The sequence below is a fragment of the Streptomyces sp. NBC_01474 genome (assembly GCF_035918215.1).
Taxonomy (GTDB): domain Bacteria; phylum Actinomycetota; class Actinomycetes; order Streptomycetales; family Streptomycetaceae; genus Streptomyces; species Streptomyces aureus.
Genome location: NZ_CP109449.1, coordinates 752,114 through 776,891 on the forward strand (window position 1 = coordinate 752,114; position 24,778 = coordinate 776,891).

Below are 24,778 nucleotides of genomic sequence, written 5' to 3' on the forward strand. Positions count from 1 at the left end.
GCGGCCCCGCGCCCCCGCCTCTCCCCGCGCCGGCGGCGCAGCATGCTCCGAGGTGCGCAGTACATCGTCCTGGCCGCCGCGGTGATCGCCGTCGCCGTCCTGGCCGACTGGCACCAGTTGCAGCAGCAGTTCCTCGAACTCTCCGTGGCCCAGCGGATGTTCCCGGACCTGCTGACGGTGGCGCTGACCAACACAGTGGCGTACACCCTGTCGGGATTCGGCGTGGGCCTCGTGCTCGGGCTGATCGTCGCCCTCATGCGACTCTCCTCCGTGGCCCCATATCGGTGGCTCGCCTCTTTCTACATCGAGGTGTTCCGCGGACTGCCCGCCCTGCTGATCTTCATCTTCATCGGGGTCGGCGTCCCCCTGGCGTTCCCCGGCCTCGCCATCCCTGGTGGCGCGTACGGGCAGGTCGCCGTGGCCCTCGGTCTCGTTGCCGCCGCGTACATGGCGGAGACCATCAGGGCCGGCATCCAGGCCGTGCCCCGCGGTCAGATGGAGGCCGCCCGAACGCTGGGCATGTCCCACGCGAGGGCCATGTGGTCGATCGTCATTCCCCAGGCCTTCCGAATCATCGTGCCGCCACTCACCAACGAACTGGTCCTTCTCTTCAAGGACTCCTCACTGGTGCTGTTCCTCGGCGTCTCCCTGCAGACACGTGAACTCACCAAGTTCGGACGGGACTTGGCCAGCGAGACCGCCAACACCACTCCCATCTTCGTGGCCGGTCTCTGCTACCTCCTGATCACCGTCCCGCTGGGCTACGTGGTGCGCCGCCTGGAGGCGGGCCATGCGAAGGCGCGGTGAACGATGAGCGCCGCCAGCGAGCCCTCCGGCAGTATGAGAGAACACAAGGGGACGGGCATGACGAATGCCACCACCACGGCCGACACGCCCACGCCGGCACGGGCGATCGAGATCCGCGCGCTCCACAAGTCCTTCGGTGACCTTCAGGTCCTGCGAGGCATCGACTTCGCCGTCGACACGGGCGAAGTGGTGTGCGTCATCGGCCCTTCCGGGTCGGGCAAGTCGACGTTGCTGCGCTGCACCAACCTCCTCGAAGAGCCCACCCAGGGCCACGTCCTCATCGCCGGAACCGACATCACCGACCCGGATGTGGACATCGACCGGCTACGTCGCCGGATCGGCATGGTCTTCCAACAGTTCAACCTCTTCGCGCACTTGAGCGTGCTGGACAACCTGACGATCGCTCAGCGCCGGGTGCTGGGCCGTGACAAGGCCGAGGCGGTCCAGGTGGCCCGGCAGAACCTGGTCCGCGTCGGACTCGCGGACAAGGAGGACAGCTACCCCGCTCAGCTGTCGGGCGGCCAGCAGCAACGGGTGGCCATCGCCCGCGCCCTGTCGATGGGCCCCGAGCTGATGCTGTTCGACGAACCCACCAGTGCACTCGACCCCGAACTGGTCGGAGACGTCCTCGCCGTCATGCGCGGCCTCGCGGACGACGGGATGACGATGATGGTCGTGACCCACGAGATGGGTTTCGCCCGCGAAGTGGCTGACCGTGTCGTCTTCATGGACGACGGCGTCATCGTCGAACAGGGCACCCCTGGCGAGGTCCTCAGCAACCCCCAACACCCCCGCACCCGCGAGTTCCTGGCCCGGGTCCTGCGACCGGCGGACACCGTCACGAAGCCCTGACGGGATGTGACACTTCCCGGCCCCGGACCGCCTTCCCGGCCGACGACGGCCGGGAAGGCGGTCGGCATCCGCCCCTGACCGCCGCCCGGCGAAGCGCTCACGATCCGTCGACGCCTTGGAACGGTGCGCAGGTGCACCCATGGCGACGGCGCCGCAGCGTCCGGTACTGAGCTGCCAGGACGCGAATCCGATTGCGCCTTCCCAGGCTGCTGCGCATCCTGCTGGGATGCGCTTCTCCATCAACATCCCGAATTTCGGCGACTTCGCCGACCCGCGTAACGTCGCCACCGTAGCGGCCGCCGCTGAACAGGCGGGCTGGGACGGGCTCTTCGTGTGGGATCACGTTCTGCACCGACAGCACCAGGGGCGCCCCTTCGGGGACCCCTGGATGCTGCTGACCGCTGCCGCGCTGGCTACCTCGCGGATCCGATTGGGCACCCTGCTGACGCCTGTCCCCCGTTACCGGCCGCAGCAACTCGCCCGCCAGGTGGCCACCTTGGACCAGCTGAGCGGCGGCAGGGTGATCTTTGCCGCGGGGCTGGGCGGTCCGGTCGAGGACGAGTACCGCAGCTTCGGCGACGCCGTCGAGCCGCGCGTCCTCGCCGAGCGGCTGGACGAGGGACTGGACCTGTTGGGGCGCATGTGGTCCGGCGAACGGGTGAGCCACGACGGCCGGCACTACGAGGTCCGGGACGTGGCGCTGCTGCCCGCCACCGTGCAGCAGCCCCGTCCCCCGGTGTGGATCGGAGGGTTCTGGCCGCGCCGTGCACCCATGCGGCGGGCAGCGCGGTGGGACGGCGCGGTGCCGCTGTTCGAGACCGCCCGGCATGGGCATGTGCCGGAGGTGGGGGAGGTACAGGAGCTCATCGCCTACGTACGCAATCAGCGTACGCATGGCGACGCCCGCCCCTTCGAGTTCGTACTCGGCGGCGCCACGCCCCCGGACGCGGCCAAAGCCAAGGACGTGATTGGCCCCCTGCAGGACGCCGGCGCCACTTGGTGGGACGAACGACAGGTCCAGACGGGCCCGGACCTGGATCGCCTGCCCCCGGTTCTCCGCCGAATCGAGGCCGGGCCGCCGGAGCTCTAGCGAAGCGCTGTCCACGGCCGATCCGGCGTCGTCGCTTTCCAGTCGGCACACCGATGCCGGGCCTGCCCGCGGTGCTCCGAATCCGTCCCCGGGTCCTCAGACTGCGTACGAGAACACCAGCACTGCGACCGAGAGCCCCAGCATGCCAAGGCAGTTGACCCAGAACTCCTGCTTGAGGAACCGTGCGCGGTAGTGGGCGTACGACGCGGCCAGGAAGTAGGCGATGACCCCTGCGTTCGCGGCGAAGCCGATCCCGTGGTACTTCAGTCCGGCGATCAGTCCCGCGGTTGCCAGCAGTTTGATCGCAATCAGTGTCCACCACCAGTCGCGGGGGAAGCCGACCCCGTCGAGGCAGCCCTGGATGAAGCCGGGCGGGCGGACTGACATCAGCGCGTCGCCGAACAGGACGAGCGCCAACACTGCTGTGGGCCACCACATTTGGGGTGTCTCTGTCATTCTTCCTCTCCTGACTTGCTGATGACGAACGTGACGACGTCACGCAGTTGGGCAGCCGCGGCCTGCTCGTCGAGGGCGCCGTTCGCCGCGGTCATCAGGAGCCCCAGATAGGAGAAGTAGACGAGTCGTGCTCCCGATCCGGCCTCGTCCGCTCCGAGGCCGGATCGGGCGAGCACCTCCTGCACCTCTGCGATCAGGGTCAGGGCCAGGTTCTGGAAGATCTCCGACTCATGACTGCCCCGCACGATGATCGCGGCGTACTCGCGCGAGAGCTCCCGGTTCCGAGCGAAATAGGTGACGAACGGCTCGAACAGGGCCATGGCTTCATTGACGGCGTCAGTCAATACGCGTGGCGGTTCGCCAGTGCCGTGGTCACTGCTGCGCGCCTTGTGTACGGCTTCGATCCAGCCGTCGAAGATCGAGACGAGCAGCGTGCCCTTGTCTCCGACCGCCATCACGGTCCCCGCGCTGACGCCCGCGTCGACGGCGATCTGGCGGACGGTCGTCGACTCGAACCCCTGCTCCCGGAAGAGCCGTTCGGCTGACGAGAGCACCTTCTGTCGGCTTGACTCACGCCGCTCCGCACGTGACTGAACAGGTTCACTGAACATGTTCAGCAACGTACTCGAGTTCATCGCCGAACCGCAACAGGTCTGACCACACCGGAGCATGACGACCGGTCCGACGCCGAGGCCCCGGCACGCCGTCCGCACGCCGGCTCCAGGTAGCGGCGGCCGTCGTGCGCTCTCCGGCTCCAGGTCGGCACGGCCAGTCGCACACCGCATCCCTCTCGGTCCACCAGCGGGATCCCACCCATTGACGCTCCGTGCGACAGGCCGAAGAATGAGCGCCACCCCCACCTGACAACGTTGTCTTGTGAAAGGTCCCGCATATGTCGCACCACCCCAAGCAGGTCGGCCGCCGGAGAATCCTGCAACTCCTCGGCTTGTCGGGCGCCCTGACCGCCCTGCCCTCCATCGTCGGCGTGGACTCCGCCCAGGCACTCGGCAGTTCCGCCGGATCTGCGGGCTCCGCCTCTCCCCCGGACGAGACAGCCGCCACATACCACCGCGTTCTGCTCCAGCACACCCACTGGTCCGAGACACAGTGGGACGAGGCACGGGGCTACTACACGGACAAGGACTTCGGATTCGCCGTCGTCCTCGGCCATGCGGTGCTGCTCACCCACGGCACGTACGACAGCGGGCCCGCCGGCATCGACCGGGACATCCTCAAGGCGCGCACGCTCGCCACCATCCGGCACTTCGCGGCGTCCAACCGGCTCACGGGCGGGACCCAGTGGGGCCGCAAGCTGTTCTTCGACACCACGTTCCAGTCGTACTTCGTCCTTGCCGCGCGGTTGCTCTGGGACGACCTCGACAGCGCGACGCGCTCGAACGTCGACACCATCGTTCGCGAACAGGCCGCCTACACCACGAAGTTGGGCACCGGCGACGACCCGGACTCGGGCGATTGGACGCCGAACGGCCTGCAGGGCGGCTACGTGGGCGACACGAAGCTGGAGGAGATGGGGCTCTACGCGCAGACCCTCGCACCCGCCCTCGCGTGGGCGCCCGACGATGCGCGCCGCCCGGACTGGGAGTCCGCCTACGGCGCCTGGTCGCGCAACGAGGCAGGGCTTCCGCCTGCCGACCTGGCGAATCCGGCGCTCGTCGACGGCGTCGCTGTCTCCCGCAATACGGCCCGGAATCTGTACGACACGTTCATCGTCGAGAACCACGGCTCCTTCGGCCCGCACTACCAGGAGGAGCTGTGGCGTACGTCGGGCCGGAACGCGGCGCACTTCCTGGCCGCCGGGCAGCCGTTGCCGCAGGTGCTGACCGCACAGCCCAACGCGCTGCCGCTGTGGCGCACGTTGCTGGGGGTGATGAGTGACGCCGGTGAGCCGTTGATGCCGATGGTGAACGACCGCGAGCATCTGTACGGCAGGGACGTGATCCCCCTCGCGTTCCTGGCCCAGGTGGCGGGCGACCGCGCCGCGGCACGGGCCGAACAGGCGCTGGCCGAGCGGCTGGAGGCGTACCAGAAGTATCCGCCCGAGTACCGTCTGGCGAAGTTCTCCGGTGAGCCGAAATATGAGCCGGAGGCCCGGGCCGAGGTGGCCATCAGTTATCTGCTGCATGTGTGGGCGGCTGCGAACGGCCACCAGGTCCGCCCGCTGTCCGAGGACGCGCTCTTCGCCCAGGCGTCGGGAGTGGCGGACTTCGGCACGGGACCCGGCCTTGTCTCGCACCAGACGCGGGCCGCGTGGGCAGGCGCGGTCAGCAAGGCCGGCTTTGTGAAGTTCGCCTGGCAACCGGGCCACGACGACTGGCTGTTCAAGCTCAGCGGCGGTACGCCGATGTTCCTGCCCGCGACGACGGGCAAGGTCGGGCAGCGCACGGTCCGGCTGTACACGTCGCAGCGCGACGGCTTCGACGGCAGTGCCACCGTGTTGCGTCTGGACACCGGTTACGCGGGCTTCACGACGCTGCCGACGGGCGGGGTCGTCTATGCGACCTCCGGAACGTCCGCCGGTGAAGGGCACCTTGAGGTGCACAACCTCACCATGCCGGGGATGGCCGGCCTCGACGGCGCGCGCTCGTACCGCTTCGAGGAGGGTGAGGTCTCCGTGCGTGCGCAGGATGCCGGTACGGCGACCACGGCAGCGGCGCGCGTCGACGACGTGGGCTTCTCCCGCGCCACTGTGCGGCACATCCGGATGCTCGGGGTGCGGCCCGACCCGACATACGGCTACTCGCTGTACGCGTTCGAGGTGCGCGACGGGGCGGACGGCTCCGACCTCGCGCGCGGCAGGACGGCGACCACGTCCTCGTACGATCCGGGCAAGGGGCCGGAGCTGGCCTTCGACGGCGACCTGGCGACGCGATGGGCGGTCGCGAAGTCCGAACGTCCTCGTGCCGACAGCTGGTTGGCCGTGGACCTGGGTGCCGCGCACGAGGTCGACCGCGTCACGCTGCGCTGGGAAGCGGCGGCCGGGCGTGCCTACCTCGTCCAGGGTTCGACCGACGGCGAGCACTGGGAGGACCTGGCGGCCTGGCCGGTTCCCGAGGTGAGCAGCCGGGGCGGCTGGCTCGACGTCGACGGGCGGGCCGGCCTTGTCGTGCGCGGCTCGGACCATCCGATCGCGGTGTACGGCGACACGATCCTGGCTGCCGATGGCCCCGCGGCGCCCGTGGTGGTCGAGGGGTATCCAGGTGTGTCGGCCAAGACGCTGCGCGCGCTCGCGCGGAAGGCCTCACCCACGACTGGGAACAAGGCGATCCAGGTGGCGTTCACGGAGGAGCACCTGAGCCTGTTCAACCTGTCGGGCGACGCAGTCACCACGACGGTTGACGTGCCGCAGTCCGGTGCTGGTCGTGTGGTGTTCCAGGGGGACCAGACGCTGACCGACAGCGGGACGTCCTACCAGGCCGAACTCCTTTCGGCCGAGGCCCTGTTGCTCCCGCCCCGGTTCACGGTCACTCCTGTGTCGGGCGTGGGCCGACTGCCCACTGGGCTGCGCGTGCAGATCACGGACGGGGCCACTGTGCGGCTGTCCGGCGCCGCCTGCCGCGTCCGGGTGGAGGGACAGCATCGCAGCGAGGTCGCCGTCGTGTCGCACGGCCGTGAGACGACCGTCCGTCTGCATGGCGCGACCCCCTTCCCCCTCGACGACCTTGCGCTCGGCCGCACCGTGTTCCCCACCAGTCCGCTGCCCGCGGGCATGTCGGACCCTGCTGCCGCGGTGGACGGCGATCCGGCGACGGCGTGGCGGCCCGGCCCCGACGGGCGCATGGTCGTCGATCTGGGCGCGCGACTCCAGGTGGGCTCGGTCGAGGTGGACTGGACGGTCGCCAGTGCGCCCGCTCTCGCGGTGGAGGTCAGCGACGACGGTGTCGACTACCGAAGTGCGGGCCGGGTCGACGGGCGCGGCCGTGACCGGGAGCTCACCCTCGACACATCTGCGCGATACGTCGCAGTGCAGGTCGACGGACGAATGTCCGCCGACACCCGGATCACACGGCTCTCCGTGCGACGCTGAGCCCGTAGGGCTCACTTCGTGAGGGACCCCGGCCGCGCAGGTGCCCGGGTCCTTCATCGCGCCGTGCGGCGTGCGGGTTTCGTTCTGTGGGATGCGGACCGCCTCCTGTGTGACGCTGGCTTCGTTCCGTGCTGCGCGGGCCCTCCGGCGCGGGCCTCGACCCGCTGTGACACACGCGTCCCCTTTGTCACCTGCGGAACCTCGCTCAGGTGGCGTGCGGTTGCCCTCATCGGCAGCCATCAGCCCTTCCCCCCACGGGAGTGCCGATGACCATGACGCCTCAACTGCCGCCCGCAGACGCCGTGGTGAGTGCGCGCGGGCTGCTCACCCCACCCCGGTCCGCCGCCTGGCCAACACGTGGTCGGAACACCACCTGTTAGCCTGGATCACAGCGAAGGGGAGTAGTCCCGAGAACCGTTGGTCGACACGCTGGGTGCTCCAGAGCACCCCGGCCCCCGGGCTCCCGCACACTGTGCGGGGGCGGACGAGACCTTCGGCCAAGGCATGATCCGGCCCCATTGACGTGTGAGCCGTTCCATCGTGCCGGGCCGAGTGGTTCTCCCGTCGCCCCGTGGGTGCCGATGAGCTGACGGCCCGGCCCCAGCAGAAAGCAAGGCAATGACCTTCGACCCCCTGGCGTTCCTCACCGCCTTCGGGCTGATCTTCCTCGCGGAACTCCCCGACAAGACCATGTTCGCCTCGCTGGCCATGGGCACCCGGATGCGGCCGCTGTACGTGTGGTTCGGCACCTCCACCGCCTTCATCGTGCATGTCGCGATCGCCGTCGGTGCGGGCAGCCTGCTCAGTCTGCTTCCCGGCATGGCCGTCAAGCTGGTCTCCGCCGCCCTGTTCGCCTTCGGCGCCGTCGTCCTGCTCCGCGGCGGGGACGATGACGACGAGGAAGGCGCCGCCAAGACCGTCACCGGGTTCTGGCCCGTCTACACCACCGCCTTCATGGCCGTCTTCATCAGCGAATGGGGCGACCTGACCCAGATCACCACCGCCAACCTGGCCGCCACCAACCCCTGGCTGCCCACCGCCGTCGGCTCGGCACTCGCGCTGATGTCGGTCTCCGCCCTCGCCCTGCTGGTCGGCCGTTTCATCGCCAAGCGCGTCCCCCTCAAGACCGTGCAGCGCATCGGTGCCGCGTGCATGGCCGGCCTCGCCATCTGGACCCTGATCGAGGCCTTCACCGCCTGAAGCCGCGGCGTGAGCGTCTGACGGACTCGAGGCCGGGCGCTCAGCCCTTCTGTCTACGCCCGATCGACCCACCCGGCGACGATCCAGGGGCGCGCCTTGACTTCAAGCGCTTCAAGTATTGGAAAGTCGAGGCATGGCGATGACGTACAGGTCCGGCGCGGTCGACGACGCCACACCGCTCACGATCCAGCAAGTGTCGCGGCGCACCGGGCTCTCCGAGCCGACTCTGCGCTACTACGAGAAGATCGGCCTGATCGGCGCCGTGGGCCGCGACGAGAGCAGCGGTCACCGGCGCTACAGCCCGGCTGCCGTGGAGACCATCGAGGCGCTGAGCTGTCTGCGGTCGACGGGGATGAGCGTGCGGGACATGCGCGCCTACCTCGCGCACCTCGACACCGGTGACGCGCCGCGCCTGCACGAGTTGTTCCAGGACAACGCCGAACGCGTTGCCCAGGAGATCGAACACATGCGAATCCGGCTGCGCTATCTCCAGCTCAAGGCCGAGCTGTGGGCCGCGCGCGAACGTGGGGACACCGCGGCTGAGCAGCGCGCCGTCACCGAGATCACTCCCGTCATCGCCGACCTACGTTGATGAGAAGGAAAGGCAGGCGGACGCCATGAACAACGATCTCGTTCTGGTGACAGGCGGCAGTGGCCATGTGGGGTCGCATGTGATCAAGCAGCTGCTCGACGAGGGCTTCCGGGTCCGCACGACCGTCCGCTCGCCGGGCCGGGTCGACGAGGTGCGAGCCATGATGGGCCCACATGCCGGGCGGCTGGAGTTCGCACAAGCGGATCTGAACGATGACGTGGGCTGGGCCCACGCCGTCGACGGATGCACCTACGTGGTGCACGTCGCGTCGCCGTTCCCGCCCGCGCAGCCGGACGATCCCGACGAGCTCATCGTCCCCGCCCGCGACGGTGCCCTCCGTGTCCTGCGGGCGGCGCGGGACGCGGGCGTGAAACGCACCGTGCTGACGTCGTCGTTCGCCGCTGTGGGCTACAGCCGCAAGCCCGGCGACGACTACGACGAGACGGACTGGACCGACCCCGCGGACGACAACACCCCCTACGTCCGGTCCAAGGCGATCGCGGAACGGGCGGCATGGGACTTCGTCGGGGCTGAGAGCGGCGGACTCGAACTCGCGGTGATCAACCCCAGCGGAATCTTCGGCCCCCTTCTCGGCCCTCACCTGTCCGCGTCCACCGGGCTGGTCAAGGCAATGCTGGACGGCTCGATGCCCGTCGTGCCGCCGGTGTACTTCAGTGTGGTCGACGTGCGTGACGTGGCGGACCTGCACGTCCGAGCGCTGGCCCACCCGGCCGCCGCCGGCGAACGGTTCCTCGCCTCCAACGGCCCCTCCATCAGCTTCCTCCAGCTGGCCCGCATCCTCCGCGAGCACCTCGGCGACGCGGCGGCGCTCACCCCGACCCGTGAACTGACCCCCGACGAATTGAGCGAGGCCGCCGTCGGCAACCCCGCGCTGCGGGACGCCGCCCGGCAGTTGGGCCGCATCCCCGTGCTCCGCACCGACAAGGCCCGCACGGTGCTCGACTGGGCACCCCGCGACACGGCGACCACCGTCATCGATACGGCCAAGAGCCTCATTCGGCTCAAGCTCCGCGAAGGCGAATCGACCCGGCCGGGTCGGTAGACAGTCGGCCGGGTCGGGGCGGTTCAGCTCCGGCCGGGCAGCTCGGGCGCGGCGGCACCAGCTCGGGCGGGGGCGGCTCGGCGTCCGCTCCGCTCAGTCGGCAGACCCGTAGCAGCTGCACGACACGTAGCTGGTGACCTCCTCCTTGCGGAGCGCGCACAGGTCGGACTTGAGCTTGCGGGCCAGGACGACGTGGGCGTCGTCGCCGGGAGCCGGCGCGAGCAGGTCGATGACGAGGAGTGCCTCCTGCACCCGGCCTTCGTCGCGGAGACGGGCCGCGTGGTCGAGTACCGCCTGCTTGTCGGTGATTGCCTCGGCCCGTACGCCTGCTGCCACCGTGGGCCGGCAGGGGTGCAGGTGGGTGGGGTTGCCGTCCCACCATCCGGAAGCCGACCGTGCGATGTCGCGCACGACGAAGTCGCGATGGCCGTAGTTCTCCGCCATCCAGGGCACGTCGAACAGTTCGGCCGGATAGTCGATGTCGTGCACCACGTCGTCGACTGTCATGCCCTGGTTGAGTCGCTCGACCACCGCGCCGCGGAGCCAGCGCAACCCGGCGGCGGTGGCGGTCAGTTCCCCGACGGCGCCGTCGCCGACGACCGGACCGAACTCCGGGATGACGATGGCCGGGGCGAGGGCGGCCAGCCTGTCGAGGGTGTCCGCCCGGCGCACGGTGTCGCGCAGGGTGCGCATCGGGGTCCCGATGTTGGGGATGCCGTTGATCACGACCGCGCTCGCGTACAGGATCCGTTCCCCGGGCAGCCACACCGCGGTGACGTCGCCGGTCTCCGACAGTGACCACAGCAGCCCGACGGAGCGGCCCGCGCCGCCCAAGGCGAGCGACTCGGTGCAGGTCTGGTCGGGAAACGTCAGCGGGGGCGCGGTCGGGAAGTCCCCGACGGGCCTGCGGAACTGGCGCGCGTTCAAGTGATTCTGCAGACCCGCGGTCTCCAGGTAACGGCGGTATCGGCGTACGACGTTCTCGTGGGCGATCACCGTCGGGCGCGCCTCACCTCGCTCCTCGGCTGCCTCCAGGAACCCGGACACCCCGTAGTTGTAGCCCAGGTGTCCGTGGCTGTGGACGATCCACCGGACCGGCTTGTCGGTGTGCTTGCGCAGCCGGTCGAGTGCGGGGCGGACGAGCTGCGGGGCCGGTCCAGCGTCGACGACGAGCAGACCTTGTTCGGTCTCCACGGCGAGACCGTTGCCCTGCAGTCCGTTGAGGAGATTCGTTCATGCTGACCACGAATGCCGAGACGAACAAGGGGCCTTCGGCGGGCTCTGTGTGCTGGACGAGAATGTCCAGCGATCCGTCGCTTCCGTACGCGAGGCCGGGCGTCCTGTCCCCGAGCGCGTACCTGTTGATGTCGTTCTCGACGAGGATGCCCATCAACTGCCGCGCCGGGCTGTCAGCCGGCCGAAGGAACCGCGATCCCTGATCCGCTGCGGGTGAGGCGGGAGCGCCGCCGCGTCGCGATCGCAACGGCCGTACCGATGCCCGCGATCAGCAGTCCGATCCCGCAGAAGATCAGCGGAATCAGCCACAGGGAGACAAACCCGTCGATCTTCGCGTCGCCCGGGTCATCGGCGCGGTACAGGACGTCAACCCGCTCGCCCGTGTCGTACGCCGGTGGATTGGAACCCATTGAGCTCCGGAATGTCGTCAGCTCTCCGCCCGCCGGCGTGAACTCGACCACCGGGTGCGCCGTGGGCCCGCTGCTCTGCCGTGACTTGCTGGACGAGCTGACGTTGCTGCCCTCCCACTCCAGGTACACCACGGTTCCCTTGGCGCGCTCCGCATCCGTCACGAACGAGATCGACACCCCTCCCACGATCGCCCCGGCGACGAAGAACAGCGTCCCGAACGCGATGACCCCGAACGTGATCCACCAGCCGGCACTCCGCCGCCCACGTACCTGAACCTGCACAACATGCCTCTCACTTGTCCGGAGTGAGAAGACGCTATGTCAACTTGACCTGGCCCTGAAGGACCGGGTTTGGAGGTAGCGCCCGACTGGCTGTTGGGTGGGCTCCTCCGTCCAGACACCCTTATGGGGTGGCAGGGACGCGTGACTCACGCCCCGCAGTCCACACAGCTACGCCCTTGCGGGCGATGTTGTGGGAAGCGTTCCGGTCTGCGTGGGCAACGACCCCGCAGTTCCGGCAGGTGAAGCGGGCCTGGCTTGCCCGGTTCTTCTTGTCGATGTGGCCGCACTCGCAGCACTGCTGCGAGGTGCAGGCGGGATCGACGAAGACCACGGGGACGCCGGCCCTGCGGGCCTTGTAGACGATGAAGTCTGCGAGCTGGGCAAAGGCCCAGGAGTGCAGTGCGACCCGTTGGGGCTTGCGGAGCCGTACCCTCTGCCGGATTCCCCTGAGTTCTTCCAGGGAGATTCCGGCCGAGGTGCGTTCAGCCTCGGTCACGATCGTCTTGGCGATGATGTGGTTCTGGTTCTTCGCGTGACGCTGTTCACGCCGGTTGCGCTTCTTCAACAACCGCTTGGCGGACTTGGTGCCCTTGGCCTGAAGTTTCCTACGCAGGTCGAGTTGCCGCTTACGGTGACGGTTCAGGCCACGCCCGGCAGATTTGTGGCCGGTGGATGTGGTGGCAATGTTGGCGATTCCAAGGTCCACCCCGATGAAATGGCCGGGCTCGTACTGCTCGGCCTCGGGAACGTCGCACGTCGCCAGCAGGTAGAACACGCCGTCGCGTTCGATCAGATCCGACTCGCCCCGCCGGTGGTCCCGAAGCCGCTTGAGAGCGTCGGGCGAGCAGGCGAAGCGGACATTCTTGATACGCCCGGAAGTTGTCCAGATGCTCACCGTCCGCGCGTCGTACTGCCAGCTCAAACACCGGTCGTCATACGGCTGCGCAGCCTCGGGCCGAAACGTGATCGGCTTGGACTCCGCCTTGCGGCGACGCTTCGATCCAGGCTTGCCGAGATTCCCGGCACGGATGTTGGCCCTGAGCGTCGTGTAGGCATCGCGGGTCTTCTTGATGATGTGCTGGGCGGCCTGCGCCCCCAGTCCCCGCGACCGCAGTTCGCCATAGGTGTGCTTGCGCAGCTCGTACTCACGCGGGACACCGTGCTCGAACGCCACCGCCGACACCCAGTTCGCGGCCTCGTTGACCGTGTGCAGCGTCACCGACAGCGCGCCGGCCTGCTCGGCCTGCGGCATCAGCTTCACCTGCACGACAACCTTCACACGGGCGATCGTATCGACATATGTCACCACGCTGAGAGCCAAACCCCCATATTCGCAAGGGCCGCACGGCCGTCCACACCCTCCACGCCCACTTGGTCCTCACACCCACATATCGGCGCGGACCGTTCACCAACGAGATCCTCCGACACTGCGAGGACGTCATGCGCGCCGTCCGCGCGGACTTCGAAACCAAGTTGGCCGAGTTCAACGGTGACACCGATCACCTGCACCTGCTGGTGCTACCCGCCGAAGGTCTCCCCGTCCCGGCTGGTCGGCTCCCTCAAGGGCGCCTCCACCCGCAGGCTCCGCCAGGAGTCTCCCGGACATAACCACAAGTACCTGTGGGCGACCACTTCTGGTCGCCCTCGCACTTTGCCGCCTCCTGCGGGAGCGCCCCGCTGCCGATCATCAAGGAGTACATCGAGAACCAGAAGCGTCCCGGCCGAGGCCAACCATGCGGACCCCTGGAAACCTGCAGGTCAAAGCAGTCCAGAGAACCGCTTCCTCCCGGGCGTGAACGCCCGGGGTTCCGCGCTAGTGCTGCCCCGCGCAAGTTCGTGGAGGGGTGTTGGGCCTGATCAGGCGGTCTTGAGTGGGCTGCCGTCATAGGTCCACCTGAACGGCTTCGCGGTCTCGTTGCGGCCGATGACGTAACTCTCCAGCTTGTCGATGAGGTCATCGCGGCTGGAGAAGTCACCGTGTCGCAGCACGCGGCGGGTCAGGACGGAGAAGAACAGCTCGATCTGGTTGAGCCAGGAGGCGTGCGGCGGGGTCCAGTGCACGTGCCAGCGCGGGTGGTCGGCGAGCCACGCCTTGGTGTGTTTGGCGGTGTGGGAGGAGCCGTTGTCCAGCACGACATGGATGTCCTGGTCTGGGGCGATGACCGTGTCGAGCTGGTCGAGGAAGGCGGTGAACGTCGCTGCGTCGTTGCGGGCGATGATCTCGGTGAGGACCTCGCCGGTGCGCACGTCCAGGGCGGCGACCAGCGAGGCGGTGCCGTGGCGGCGGTACTCGAACTCCTCGCGAGCGGGCTCGCCTGGCCTGACGGGACGACCGGGGTGGCGCCTGGCGCGGGCGGCGATCGCGGTCTTCTCGTCGATGGACAGCACCACCGCCCCTTCAGGTGGGTCGCGGTACAGGTCGCACACGTCCGCGACACGGTCCCAGAAGTCAGGGGTGTCTCGGCGGGTGAGCCAGCCGCGGACCCGGTGCGGCTTGAGGTCCAAGTCGGCCAAGATCCGGCCGACTTGGGAGGCAGAAATGGTGGCGAAGACAGTGCCGGCGACCTGGGCGGCGATCGTGCGGTGCGACCAGGTCGCTTCCGGGTGCGGGGGCACACTGGTGGCGGCGGCCACGATCGCCACCGTCACCTGGGGCCCGTATGCCTTGGGCCGGCCCGAGCGGGCGGCGTCCTTCAGCCCGTCCCGGCCCAGAGCGGCGAACCGTCCGCGCCACTTACGGACCGTGTTCACGCTGACCGCCAGGTCCCGCGCGATAGCCCCATTGCTCAGGCCCTCACCCGCCGCCAGCACAATCCGCGCCCGGAGCACCGCCCGCACCTGCGCTTTCAGGGAGACCGCTGTACGGATCAGACACTCGCGCACCCTCTCGTCCAACTCCACCACGACCGCCTCGACCATCCCGGCCACACCCTCGCCCACCCCGACCAAAGTGATGATCATGGCGTATGCGGGGGTAACCCAGCAGGATGGACCCGTGCCGAAGAATCCGCCCGAGTCCATGCAGGATCACCTGCGCCACCGTCTGAACGTCCGCGCCAAGGAACGCTGGCCCCAGCTCGCCCGCGTCCAGGTGCGCTTCCGCTCCGGATTCGCCTACGTGGCAGGGGAACTGCCGGGCGAGGAGGAACCGCTGCCGCTGTGCCGCCTGCGCTTCACCGGCGTCCTGCACACCTGGGGCTTCGCCCTCTACCTCGCCAGCCGAGGCAAGTACGAGGACAACTTCCTGCCCACCGGACTGCCCTTCGGCTCACCCGAAGACGCCCTGGACTGCGCCTGCGGCTTTTACCTCGGCGACCCGACACCCTGATCAACACCCCTCCACGAACTTGCGCGGGGCAGCACTAGATCCTGCTGAAGTGCAAAGACCGCCGCGCACCCGCCCCCCACGTCATTCACGACGTGAGGGCGGGCCGAGGAACTGCCCGAAGGATCCCTGCGCATGACGATCGGTGAGGTCGACGCCGCACCCAAGGACCCCAAGTGCGTCCGGAGCAATGCCGATCGCGCACCCACCGGCCGGGCCGAGTGCGACAACGTCAGAATCGTCAAGGTGCACGGCTGGTGGTGCACCACCACCGTCTCCTCCGTCGCGCGGGACGTAACGGGCGTCAGCTGAGCGCGCACAGGGACACCATGGACGGGCGAGGTCAGCTGTTCCCGCCGTAAGCCGCCGCGATCTCCTCCGCCTGCGCCCACCGACTGCCCGTCGGCTGCTGCGGCCAGCCCTCCGGCGAGTTCTGCCACTCCTCCTGGCGGCCGTACGGGAGCAGGTCGGCCAGGCCGAACAGATAGCTCAACTGCTCGACGCCGCGACCGTCGGTGTGCCAGGTCCGGTACACCTTGTCGCCGTCGCGCAGGAACACGTTGACCCCGAATCCGGCGTTCGGCGGGGCGCCGACGTCGCTGCCGAAGGAGCTGTTGGCCGTCGAGTACCACGTCATCTCGTTCCCGACCTTGCGCTTGTAGGCGAGCGCCTCCTCGATCGGGCCCTGGGTGACGATCACGAACCGGGCATCGAACTTCTCCAGGCCCATGAGCCGGGTGAACTGGGTCGTGAAGCCGGTGCAGCCGCTGCACTGCCACTCCGCGTCCTCGAACCACATGTGGTTGTAGACGATCAGCTGCGGGCGGTCGCCGAAGATCTCCGCGAGGCGGACCGGGCCGTCCTCGCCCTCCAGTACGTAGTCGGGCATCTCGACCATCGGCAGCTGGCGGCGCTGGGCGGCGATGGCGTCGAGCTCCCGGGTGGCGGCCTTCTCCCGGACGCGCAGCGCCGCCAGCTCCTTCTGCCAGGTGGCCGCGTCGACGACGGACGGCAGGGCGTTTTCGGTGGTGGACATGGTGCCTCCGGACGGATCTGGTGCCTGTCTGGGAGTGATGACTCCCGGGGCGGCCGGAAGTCATCGGTCGTCCCCCAGCAAGATCGCACCGGCGACGGCAACCGGCATCTTCAGAGCCCGCATGGTCAGCTGTGGGGCCCCGCATGGTCAGCCAACTGGCCGGACTACCGCCCTGCCGTTGCCCCCAGAGCGTCGGCCCCCTACTTGTTCGGGCCCCGGAAGCGGCCGAACGCCTTCGTGAGGGCGGTCAGCGGCGAGCCGTCCAGTCTGGCCGAGCCCGGGTCGGCCGGCCGAGGCACACCCGCGCCGCCGGTCACCTCCGCCAGAGCGGCCTGCGCCGCCTCCGCCGCCTCCCGGTACAGGTCGCACGACTTCGTCATGGCCTCCAGCGCCTCGGCGTACCTGGCGACCATGCCCTGGGCGTGGACCAGCTCCTCGTCCGGGGTGAGCAGGTGCCAGCCTTGGCGCAGTCGCGTCAGGGCCCGCTCGGCTTCGACGGGCAGTGGCCTCGGCAGTGCGGCGAACTCCTTGATCCTGTCGAGGAGTTCGGTCGGTTCGGAACCGTCCAGGAAGACGCTGCGCACTGTGAGGCGGTCCGCCTCGTAGCCCGGGACGGGCGGCACCGCGGGCAGGACGACGGCACCGCCGCGCGGCATCCTCACGCTCAGCTCCCGCTTCATCGCGAAGTCCGCGATCTGGGCCTGGTCCGGCGTACCCCGGTGCTCGACCACTCGGTGCCGCAGGCTGGGCGGCAGGAACGCCGAGACCGGCTTCTGCCCCATAGCGTCCGGCGTCATCGCCTCGTGCACCACGACATGGATGAACCAGCTGTTGCGGGTGCAGTCCCGCAGCCGGTGGCGCAGTTCGTCGTCGTCCTTCGGCAGATAGTTCGCCGCCCGCAGGCGGACCCCGGGCACTGTGTCGTGGTCCCAGTCGACCCGGTCGCTGTCGGGCCAGAACATGGTGGCGGGCGAGGGCCAGTGCGCGTCCCACGCCCGCTCCGCCTCGGCGGCGAGGACCCAGATGACGCCCTCGCCCTCCTTGCGGCGGACCTCGGGGTCGTACGTCGTCAGCTGTGCGCGCACGGTGACGTCGTCGGCGACGCGCCAGCGGACCTCGAAGAGACGGCGGGCCGCCGGACCGGGGTCGGCGGATTCGTCCCGCGGGCGCAGGGCGGTGGAGCGGGCTGCCTCGACGGGGTCGAGGTCCAGGAAGTCGTCGAGCACCCCGGCCGCCTTGAGGGCGATCAGGTTGCGCCGGACGTCCTGCTCGGGCTCGGGCCCGAGATGGCGCCCGCGCCCCAGCCACGCGGTGTCGGGGGCGGTGGTCGGGGAGCTGCTGTTCTTGGCCATGGAATCGTTCTGTGGGTGATCGGGGGCTCGACCAGTATGGTCCCTGCACCTGCCGATGGAAGGGGAACCCCGTCCCCGACTTGCATTAATCGCGGCGGAGCGGCCCGAACCCCGACGTCAGGCGAGGGGTGGCGGCTTCGGAGCGTGGCACGTGCGCGCGTCGACCGCCGGCGCCTGGAGCACCAGTACCGACAGGTCGTCCTCCACCGGGCCCGTCCCGAAGTCGTGCGCCGCTCGCCGCACATGCTCCGCGAGCGCCTTCGCGCCGAGTCCCATGCCCTGGCGCAGTACATCCGCGAGACCGTCGTCGTCGTCCAACTGCCAGTTGCCACGGCGTCGTTCGGTGACGCCGTCGGTCACACACAGCAGCGTTTCGCCGGGCGCGAGATGGAAGGTGCTTGCACGGAATTCGGCGCCCTCGTCGATGCCGAGCAATATCCTGGGTTCGCAGGCCGGTTCCACTCTGCCGTCGGTGAACAGATGGAGGGGCGGAGGGTGACCGGCGCTGGCGACCCGGCAGCGGGCTCCTGCCACGCCCGGCTCGACGGCCAGCTCCCCGTACAACAGGCTCAGGAAGCGGGTGGCCGCCTGCTCGCCGTCGGCCGTGAGCGCTTCTGCGCTCTCCTCTGCCATGGCGGTGTTCAGCCGGTCGAGAACCGATTCGACGCCGTGGCCTTCGCGCGCCAGGAGCCGCACCAGATGCCGGGCGAGGCCGGTGACGGACATCGCCTCCGGGTCCTTCCCCTGCACGTCCCCGAGCAGGAAGCACCAGCGGCCCTCGCCCTTCGGGAAGATGTCGTAGAAGTCGCCGCCGACGGTCTGGCCCTCGCCGTGCGGCTCGTAGACGATCGCGCTGTCGATTCCCGCGATGCGGGCCAGGGACGTCGGCAGCTGTCTGCGCTGGAGCGCCACGCTGATGGTCGTCTGTCTCGTGTACTGGCGGGCGGTGTACACGGCCTGTGCCACGCGGCGGGCCACGTCGTCCACCATCCGCACCACCGCGTCGGTCATGTGCAGCTGCCCCGTCCGGCCGAGCAGGAGTACCCCCACGTCGGTGTCACGGACGGTGAGCGGGAAGGCGAACGCCGACCCGCCCGCGCGGTCGGACCCGCCGCTCTCCGGCCAGGGCCAGGGCGTGCCTCCGGCGCGGATGCCGGCGGACGGCGGGGTCCGCTCCAGTTCCTCGCGCAGCGGCACGATGCGCCGCTCGTCGACGTGCCAGACCCTGGCGAGTTGCAGCCCTCTCCCCTGGGTTCGCAGCCAGATGCCGCACCAGTCGGCCAGGCGGGGTACGAGCAGCTGGGCCGCGAGCGCCGCGACCATGGCCTGGTCCAGTTGCCCGGCCAGGAGCTCGCTGGTCTCGGCGAGGAACGACGGGCCGCTGCGGTCGACCCATTCGGCGGCGTAGCCATGGCTGCGCGCCAGGGGTTCCGGCGGGCGCACCGCGCCGGGTGCGGCCTGCGCGGTGCGGGGTGCGTCGATCTCGCGGGTACGGGCCGGTGTGGCCTCTTTCGCGGGTCCCGGCTCCGCCGACGAGGACTCCAGCCGGAACCACACCCGCTTCTCCGACCGGCGGTAGGTCACGCCCCAGGCCTGAGAGAGAGCGCTCACCAACTGGAGGCCGTAGCCGGGCTCACCGTGCCGGGCGTCGGCCGCGCCGCGTACGCCTCTGGAGGGGTGGCGGTCCGCGACCTCCACGACGACGGCAATACCGGCGTTCGGGTGCCGCTCCAGGCGGCAGACGACGTCGATGTCGGTGCCGGCGTACACGACGGCGTTGGTGACCAGCTCGCTGACCAGCAGAACGGCGTTGTCGACGAGCCCCTGCGGGACCGTCCCGGGAGCGGGGATCGGGTCCTGGCCGGGCGGCGTCGCGGTGGACGTCAACCGGCCCGTGAGCACCTCACGCAGGAATCTTCGCGCCTGCGCGGACGCGAGCTGGTTCGCCGGCAACTCCTTGCTGCACACGAAATCTGCTGAGTGTGCGGGCAACGGGATCACGACGCCCCCTGTGTGCGCCAACAGCGGCGGGAGAAGTATTTTCGCGCCCCTTATAATATGACAAACATGCGTAAACAGTCCGCTGGTGTGCGTGACGAACTCCGGGCGGAGGATGGTTCATGACCATGGACACGACTCGGCCGGACGCGGCCCGCCCGGCCACGACGGACTCCGGACCATGGGTCCGCACGAGTGAGCTGCGCCCGCTTCTGGCCACGATGAAGGCCCTGTGCGAAGGCGATTTCACGGCGCGTGCGGACGGTTCGCCGGAAGAGGGCGAAGCCGCCCCGCAGGACCCGGTCGTGGCCGAGATGGGCGCGGTCCTCAACCAGATCATCGCGCGGAACAGCCATCTCGCCACGGAGCTCCAGCGCGTCCGGCACGAGATCATCCGGCGGGGCCGGCTGGACGAACGCATCTCGGCGAGTCCCGGCTCAGGCGCCTGGACGACGAACGTCGAGGCCGCCAATACGGCGATCGAAGCGCTGGTGGGCCCCGTCGCCAAGGCCACCCGGGTCCTCGACGCCGTCGCGGACGGCGATCTGACCCAGCACGTCGACCTGCACGACGGAAGCCGCCAGCTCCGCGGTGACCTGCGACGCCTGGGCATCGGCGTGAACCGCATGGTGGACCAGCTCTCGCTGTTCACCGGCGAGGTGACCCGAGTCGCCCGCGAGGTCGGCACCGAGGGACGCCTGGGTGGCCGTGCGAAGGCGCAGGGCCTGTCCGGAGACTGGCTCCATGTGACCGAGGCGGTCAACACGATGGCGTCGCGCCTGACCGCGCAGGTGCGGGACATCGCGGTCGTGACGACCGCGGTGGCAGGCGGAGACCTGACGCAGCAGGTGACCGTCGAGGCCACCGGCGAGCTGCTGGAGCTGAAGCTCACCGTCAACACGATGGTGGACCAGCTGCGGGCGTTCGCCGACGAGGTCACCAGGGTTGCCCGCGAGGTCGGCACCGAAGGACAGCTCGGCGGCCGCGCCCAGGTCAGGGGCGTATCGGGAGTCTGGAAGGACCTCACCGACAACGTGAACTTCATGGCGTCGAACCTGACCTCCCAGGTCCGCAACATCGCCCAGGTCACCACCGCCGTCGCCAACGGCGACCTGAGCCAGAAGATCACCGTGGACGCGCGCGGCGAGATCCTTCAGCTGAAGTCGACGATCAACACGATGGTCGACCAGCTCTCCGCCTTCGCCGACGAGGTCACCCGCGTCGCGCGCGAGGTCGGCACCGAAGGACAGCTCGGCGGCCGCGCCCAGGTCAGGGGCGTGTCCGGGGTCTGGAAGGACCTCACGGAGAGCGTCAACTTCATGGCCGACAACCTGACCTCCCAGGTCCGCAACATCGCCCAGGTCGCCACCGCCGTCGCCGAGGGTGACCTCGGGAAGACGATCACCGTGGAGGCCAAGGGAGAGATCCTTGAGCTGAAGTCGACGATCAACACGATGGTCGACCAGCTCTCCGCCTTCGCCGACGAGGTCACGCGTGTGGCCCGCGAGGTCGGCACCGAGGGCAACCTGGGCGGTCAGGCCCAGGTCAGGGGCGCGTCCGGGGTCTGGAAGGACCTCACCGACAACGTCAACTTCATGGCGCTCAACCTGACCTCCCAGGTCCGCAACATCGCCCAGGTCACCACCGCCGTCGCCAACGGCGACCTGTCCAAGAAGATCGACGTCGACGCACGCGGCGAGATCCTGGAGCTGAAGGACACCGTCAACACGATGGTCCAGCAGCTGAGGGCGTTCGCGGACGAGGTCACGCGTGTGGCCCGCGAGGTCGGCACCGAGGGACGGCTCGGCGGCCGCGCCCAGGTCCACGGCGCGTCCGGGGTCTGGGAGAACCTCACCGACAACGTCAACTTCATGGCCGACAACCTGACCTCCCAGGTCCGCAACATCGCCCAGGTCGCCACCGCTGTCGCGCGAGGCGACCTGTCGAAGAAGATCGACGTCGACGCACGCGGCGAGATCCTGGAACTCAAGACCACGATCAACACGATGGTCGACACGCTGTCCGCGTTCGCCTCCGAGGTCACTCGCGTGGCCCGTGAGGTGGGCTCCGAGGGGCAACTGGGCGGCCAGGCCCGCGTGGAAGGCGTCTACGGGACGTGGAAGCGCCTGACCACCAGCGTGAACGAGCTGGCCCTGAACCTCACCACCCAGGTGCGCGCGATCGCCGAGGTCGCCAGCGCCGTCACACAGGGCGACATGTCCGGCTCCATCTCGGTGGAGGCCCAGGGCGAGGTGGCCACCCTCAAGGACAACATCAACCTCATGGTGGCGAACCTCCGTGAGACGACCCGGGCCAAGGACTGGCTGGAGTCCAACCTGACCCGTATCGCCGGACTCATGCAGGGCCACCGCGACCTGGTCGAGGTCGCCGACCTGATCCTGCGCGAGCTGACCCCTCTGGTGAACGCCCAGTACGGTGCGTTCTTCCTGGCCCAGGCGGCTGCGGAACCGGGCGACGACCTGGAACTCCTGGCCGGTTACGGCACCGGCCAGGAGGAAGGCCACAGGCCACGCCCCCGGCTCAGCCTCGGCGCGCCCGGCTGGGGTCTCATCTCCCAGGCCACCGCGGAGAAACGGCGGATCCTCGTCGACGCGGTCCCCGCGGACTACATCACCATCAGCTCCGGCCTCGGCGCCGCGCCGCCGGCCAGCGTCGTCATCCTGCCGATCCTCTTCGAGGACCGGGTGCTCGGCGTCATCGAGCTCGCCTCGTTCAGCCGCTTCAGCGAGGTACACCTCGCCTTCGTCGACCAGTTCGTGAACACCATCGGCGTCTCCATCAACACCATCATCGCCAACTCCCGTACCGAGTCGCTCCTTTCCGAGTCGCAGCGCCTCACCGCCGAACTGCGCCAGCGCTCCGACGAGTTGCAGACCACGAACGCCGAACTGGAGGAGAAGGCGGCGCTGCTCGCCACGTCCTCCCAGTACAAGTCCGAGTTCCTGGCGAACATGTCGCACGAGTTGCGTACGCCCCTCAACTCGCTCCTCGTGCTGTCCCGGCTTCTCGCCGACAATCCCTCCGGCCGGCTCTCCGCGGAGGAGGTGGAGTTCGCCGTCACCATCCACCAGGCGGGCTCCGACCTGCTGCAACTGATCAACGACATTCTCGACCTGTCGAAGATCGAGGCGGGCCGGATGGACGTGCACCCCAAGACGCTGCCGCTGAACAAACTGCTCGACTACGTGCGGGCGACGTTCCAGCCGCTCTCCGGGGACCGGGGCCTGTCGTTCGACATCACGGTCGGCGAGAACGTCCCCCTCGAGCTCTACTCCGACGAGCAGCGCCTCCAGCAGATCCTGCGCAACCTTCTCTCGAACGCGGTGAAGTTCACTTCGTCCGGCGGGGTGGAACTGCTCGTCGAGCGCGCGACGCCCGCGGACTTCGAGGAGGAGACACTGCGCGACGCGGACGAAATCATCGCCCTCTCTGTCAAGGACACCGGAATCGGCATCCAGCCGGAGATGCTCAGCGGAATCTTCGAGGCGTTCCAGCAGTCCGACGGCGCCACCAACCGCAAGTACGGAGGCACCGGTCTCGGCCTCTCCATCAGCCGTGACATGGCGGCCCTGCTCGGCGGCAGGATCACGGCCGAGAGCGAGCCGGGCGTCGGCTCCACCTTCACCCTCTACGTCCCTGTGCACTACACAGCCCCCGCGGTGGAACCGCTTCCCACGGCCGGCGAAGTACAGGCCATCTCCGGGCCGGGCTCACCGGCTCGCCGGCCCACGGCCCGCGCAGGAGCCCCCGCGGAGGTCGACGCGTTCCCCGACCCGGCGTCCGTGCCCCGCGCGGGAACCACCCGTGCCGCTGAGGACCTCTCCGCTCTCGACATCATGGACGAACCGTCCAGCTGGCCGGAGACGACCCGGCTCAAGGAGTGGCTGACCGGCGGCGCCGCCGGGGTGCTGGCCAACCGCCACATCCTGATCGTCGACGACGACATCCGGAACGTCTTCGCGCTGACCCATGTGCTGGGCCGTGTCGGAATCACCGTCAAGTACGCCGAGAACGGCCGTGAGGGCCTCGAGGTCCTCGACCGGACACCGGATGTGTCTCTGGTACTGATGGACATCATGATGCCGGAAATGGATGGTTACGAGATGATCGCTGCGATGCGGCGCACACCTCGCTTCGCGAACCTGCCGGTCATCGCGCTCACTGCCAAGGCGATGCCGGGCGACCGCGAAAAGGCGATCGAGAGCGGTGCAAACGACTACATCCCCAAGCCGGTGGACGTCGACAGGCTGCTGTCGGTGATCTGCAGGCTGCTCGACCCGCACACCCGCTCGGAGGCACCTCCGGACGCGTCCGGCGACGACACCCCGGGGCGGACGCTGTGACGGCGCCGCAGGGAGCGGCGGCCGACGCCTCCAGCATCCTCATCGTGGACGACATGGAGGAAAACCTGGTCGCTCTCGAAGCCGTGCTCGGCTCGCTCGCCCGCGTGGTCCGCGCGCACTCGGGCGAGGCGGCGCTCAAGGCGATGCTGCGGCAGGAGTTCGCGGTCGCGCTCATCGACGTACTGATGCCGGGCATGAACGGCTTCGAGACCGCCGCCAACATCAAGGGCCTCGACCAGACCAAGGACATCCCGATCATCCTGCTGACCGGGGCGGCGGTCGACCCGAACTACGCCTACCGCGGCTACACCGTCGGCGCGGCGGACTTCCTGGTCAAACCGTTCGACCCCTGGCTGTTGCGGACCAAGGTCAACGTCTTCCTGGAGCTGCACCGCAAGAACCGTCAACTTGCCGATCAAGCCGAGCAGTTGACACGCCTCCTGGCGGTCGACGTACCGACGGAACCCGCCGAGGAACAGCACCGCCTTGCCGACGTGGAACTTCAACTTGCCCAAGTACAACGCCTGCTGCGTGAGAGGGAGGGGACGGACGGACCTGATTCGGCGGGTCTCGCCGACCGGATCGCCGTACTGGAAAGGGCTGTTGGTCGTCTCTTGGAAGGCCAAGAACGGTAGGTGCATGTCCGGCTGGACGTGGGGTGGGCTGCTCG

Annotated in this window: 20 protein-coding genes and 2 pseudogenes; 12 read left to right on the forward strand and 10 right to left on the reverse strand. The window is 69.0% G+C overall.

Annotated features, from left to right (window positions below; translation table 11 throughout):
* Positions 1-42: 42 nt before the first annotated feature.
* The 3 genes from OG758_RS03680 to OG758_RS03690 all read left to right on the forward strand — a co-directional run bounded on the left by OG758_RS03680 (position 43) and on the right by OG758_RS03690 (position 2,749).
* A complete protein-coding gene (locus OG758_RS03680) occupies positions 43-807 on the forward strand; it encodes an amino acid ABC transporter permease (RefSeq protein WP_406384937.1) in 765 nt (254 codons plus the stop codon).
* 57 nt (positions 808-864) lie between these two features.
* On the forward strand, positions 865-1,659 hold the full coding sequence (locus tag OG758_RS03685) for an amino acid ABC transporter ATP-binding protein (RefSeq protein ID WP_326708587.1): 795 nt from the start codon (positions 865-867) through the stop codon (positions 1,657-1,659).
* Positions 1,660-1,885: 226 nt separating this feature from the next.
* Entirely contained in the window at positions 1,886-2,749 is an 864-nt protein-coding gene (locus tag OG758_RS03690) for an LLM class flavin-dependent oxidoreductase (RefSeq protein ID WP_326708588.1), read from the forward strand.
* Positions 2,750-2,845: 96 nt separating this feature from the next.
* Here the strand turns inward: OG758_RS03690 and OG758_RS03695 are convergent, their stop codons facing one another.
* Together OG758_RS03695 and OG758_RS03700 are read right to left on the reverse strand one after the other, a co-directional pair.
* Positions 2,846-3,205, reverse strand: a complete 360-nt coding sequence (locus OG758_RS03695; RefSeq protein ID WP_326708589.1) for a DoxX family protein — start codon at positions 3,203-3,205, stop codon at positions 2,846-2,848.
* Positions 3,202-3,759: a TetR/AcrR family transcriptional regulator gene (locus OG758_RS03700; RefSeq protein WP_326708590.1), complete on the reverse strand. Its 558-nt coding sequence runs from the start codon at positions 3,757-3,759 to the stop codon at positions 3,202-3,204. The genes OG758_RS03695 and OG758_RS03700 overlap by 4 nt, the downstream gene beginning before the upstream one ends.
* 338 nt (positions 3,760-4,097) lie before the next feature.
* On the opposite strand from OG758_RS03700, the gene OG758_RS03705 reads away from it, so the two are divergent.
* The 4 genes from OG758_RS03705 (at position 4,098) to OG758_RS03720 (ending at position 10,105) form a co-directional block, all read left to right on the forward strand.
* Positions 4,098-7,250 carry a discoidin domain-containing protein gene (locus tag OG758_RS03705; protein WP_326708591.1) on the forward strand — a complete coding sequence of 1,051 codons (3,153 nt, stop codon included), beginning with the start codon at positions 4,098-4,100 and terminating at the stop codon, positions 7,248-7,250.
* Positions 7,251-7,868: 618 nt separating this feature from the next.
* On the forward strand, positions 7,869-8,450 hold the full coding sequence (locus OG758_RS03710) for a TMEM165/GDT1 family protein (RefSeq protein WP_326708592.1): 582 nt from the start codon (positions 7,869-7,871) through the stop codon (positions 8,448-8,450).
* Positions 8,451-8,583: 133 nt separating this feature from the next.
* A complete protein-coding gene (locus OG758_RS03715; protein WP_326708593.1) occupies positions 8,584-9,042 on the forward strand; it encodes a MerR family transcriptional regulator in 459 nt (152 codons plus the stop codon).
* A 25-nt stretch (positions 9,043-9,067) separates the two neighbouring features.
* Positions 9,068-10,105 carry an SDR family oxidoreductase gene (locus tag OG758_RS03720; protein WP_326708594.1) on the forward strand — a complete coding sequence of 346 codons (1,038 nt, stop codon included), beginning with the start codon at positions 9,068-9,070 and terminating at the stop codon, positions 10,103-10,105.
* Positions 10,106-10,198: 93 nt separating this feature from the next.
* On the opposite strand, the gene OG758_RS03725 is transcribed toward OG758_RS03720, so the two are convergent.
* The 4 genes and pseudogenes from OG758_RS03725 to OG758_RS03740 form a co-directional block, all read right to left on the reverse strand.
* Positions 10,199-11,320 (reverse strand): alkyl sulfatase dimerization domain-containing protein, encoded by a 1,122-nt coding sequence (locus tag OG758_RS03725; protein WP_326715788.1) that lies wholly within the window; start codon positions 11,318-11,320, stop codon positions 10,199-10,201.
* A 67-nt stretch (positions 11,321-11,387) separates the two neighbouring features.
* A pseudogene (locus OG758_RS03730) lies at positions 11,388-11,495 on the reverse strand (DUF1214 domain-containing protein); the annotation flags it as partial.
* A gap of 19 nt (positions 11,496-11,514) precedes the next feature.
* Positions 11,515-12,033: a DUF3592 domain-containing protein gene (locus OG758_RS03735; RefSeq protein WP_326708595.1), complete on the reverse strand. Its 519-nt coding sequence runs from the start codon at positions 12,031-12,033 to the stop codon at positions 11,515-11,517.
* Between the two features lie 121 nt (positions 12,034-12,154).
* Positions 12,155-13,312, reverse strand: a complete 1,158-nt coding sequence (locus tag OG758_RS03740) for an RNA-guided endonuclease InsQ/TnpB family protein (protein ID WP_406384475.1) — start codon at positions 13,310-13,312, stop codon at positions 12,155-12,157.
* 50 nt (positions 13,313-13,362) lie between these two features.
* Between OG758_RS03740 and tnpA the strand changes: the two are divergent.
* Positions 13,363-13,752: pseudogene (tnpA, locus tag OG758_RS03745) on the forward strand (IS200/IS605 family transposase); the annotation flags it as partial.
* 138 nt (positions 13,753-13,890) lie between these two features.
* Here tnpA and OG758_RS03750 read toward each other — a convergent pair.
* Positions 13,891-14,994 carry an IS630 family transposase gene (locus tag OG758_RS03750; protein ID WP_266569624.1) on the reverse strand — a complete coding sequence of 368 codons (1,104 nt, stop codon included), beginning with the start codon at positions 14,992-14,994 and terminating at the stop codon, positions 13,891-13,893.
* 34 nt (positions 14,995-15,028) lie between these two features.
* On the opposite strand from OG758_RS03750, the gene OG758_RS03755 reads away from it, so the two are divergent.
* Both OG758_RS03755 and OG758_RS03760 read left to right on the forward strand, forming a co-directional pair.
* Entirely contained in the window at positions 15,029-15,361 is a 333-nt protein-coding gene (locus tag OG758_RS03755) for a hypothetical protein (RefSeq protein ID WP_266569625.1), read from the forward strand.
* Between the two features lie 132 nt (positions 15,362-15,493).
* The gene (locus OG758_RS03760) at positions 15,494-15,670 is read left to right on the forward strand and encodes a hypothetical protein (RefSeq protein ID WP_326708596.1); all 177 of its coding nucleotides are present in this window, start codon (positions 15,494-15,496) and stop codon (positions 15,668-15,670) included.
* 31 nt (positions 15,671-15,701) lie between these two features.
* Here the strand turns inward: OG758_RS03760 and OG758_RS03765 are convergent, their stop codons facing one another.
* The 3 genes from OG758_RS03765 to OG758_RS03775 all read right to left on the reverse strand — a co-directional run bounded on the left by OG758_RS03765 (position 15,702) and on the right by OG758_RS03775 (position 19,714).
* Entirely contained in the window at positions 15,702-16,394 is a 693-nt protein-coding gene (locus OG758_RS03765; RefSeq protein WP_326708597.1) for a DUF899 family protein, read from the reverse strand.
* 200 nt (positions 16,395-16,594) lie between these two features.
* A complete protein-coding gene (locus tag OG758_RS03770) occupies positions 16,595-17,746 on the reverse strand; it encodes a hypothetical protein (RefSeq protein ID WP_326708598.1) in 1,152 nt (383 codons plus the stop codon).
* Positions 17,747-17,863: 117 nt separating this feature from the next.
* Positions 17,864-19,714: a SpoIIE family protein phosphatase gene (locus tag OG758_RS03775; RefSeq protein ID WP_326708599.1), complete on the reverse strand. Its 1,851-nt coding sequence runs from the start codon at positions 19,712-19,714 to the stop codon at positions 17,864-17,866.
* Positions 19,715-19,866: 152 nt separating this feature from the next.
* Here OG758_RS03775 and OG758_RS03780 point away from each other — a divergent pair, with 152 nt between their 5' ends.
* Both OG758_RS03780 and OG758_RS03785 read left to right on the forward strand, forming a co-directional pair.
* Positions 19,867-24,108, forward strand: a complete 4,242-nt coding sequence (locus tag OG758_RS03780; RefSeq protein ID WP_326708600.1) for a HAMP domain-containing protein — start codon at positions 19,867-19,869, stop codon at positions 24,106-24,108.
* Positions 24,105-24,743, forward strand: coding sequence for a response regulator (locus OG758_RS03785; RefSeq protein WP_326708601.1), 639 nt, complete (start codon positions 24,105-24,107; stop codon positions 24,741-24,743). Before OG758_RS03780 ends, OG758_RS03785 begins: the two co-directional genes overlap by 4 nt.
* Positions 24,744-24,778 lie beyond the last annotated feature (35 nt).

Bases quoted from the DNA above. Each gene is read 5' to 3' on its own strand.
- OG758_RS03680 (WP_406384937.1), top strand. From the start codon at position 43: ATGCTCCGAGGTGCGCAGTACATCGTCCTGGCCGCCGCGGTGATCGCC.
- OG758_RS03685 (WP_326708587.1), top strand. From the start codon at position 865: ATGACGAATGCCACCACCACGGCCGACACGCCCACGCCGGCACGGGCG.
- OG758_RS03690 (WP_326708588.1), top strand. From the start codon at position 1,886: ATGCGCTTCTCCATCAACATCCCGAATTTCGGCGACTTCGCCGACCCG.
- OG758_RS03695 (WP_326708589.1), bottom strand. From the start codon at position 3,205: ATGACAGAGACACCCCAAATGTGGTGGCCCACAGCAGTGTTGGCGCTC.
- OG758_RS03705 (WP_326708591.1), top strand. From the start codon at position 4,098: ATGTCGCACCACCCCAAGCAGGTCGGCCGCCGGAGAATCCTGCAACTC.
- OG758_RS03710 (WP_326708592.1), top strand. From the start codon at position 7,869: ATGACCTTCGACCCCCTGGCGTTCCTCACCGCCTTCGGGCTGATCTTC.
- OG758_RS03715 (WP_326708593.1), top strand. From the start codon at position 8,584: ATGGCGATGACGTACAGGTCCGGCGCGGTCGACGACGCCACACCGCTC.
- OG758_RS03720 (WP_326708594.1), top strand. From the start codon at position 9,068: ATGAACAACGATCTCGTTCTGGTGACAGGCGGCAGTGGCCATGTGGGG.
- OG758_RS03750 (WP_266569624.1), bottom strand. From the start codon at position 14,994: ATGATCATCACTTTGGTCGGGGTGGGCGAGGGTGTGGCCGGGATGGTC.
- OG758_RS03760 (WP_326708596.1), top strand. From the start codon at position 15,494: ATGACGATCGGTGAGGTCGACGCCGCACCCAAGGACCCCAAGTGCGTC.
- OG758_RS03765 (WP_326708597.1), bottom strand. From the start codon at position 16,394: ATGTCCACCACCGAAAACGCCCTGCCGTCCGTCGTCGACGCGGCCACC.
- OG758_RS03770 (WP_326708598.1), bottom strand. From the start codon at position 17,746: ATGGCCAAGAACAGCAGCTCCCCGACCACCGCCCCCGACACCGCGTGG.
- OG758_RS03780 (WP_326708600.1), top strand. From the start codon at position 19,867: ATGACCATGGACACGACTCGGCCGGACGCGGCCCGCCCGGCCACGACG.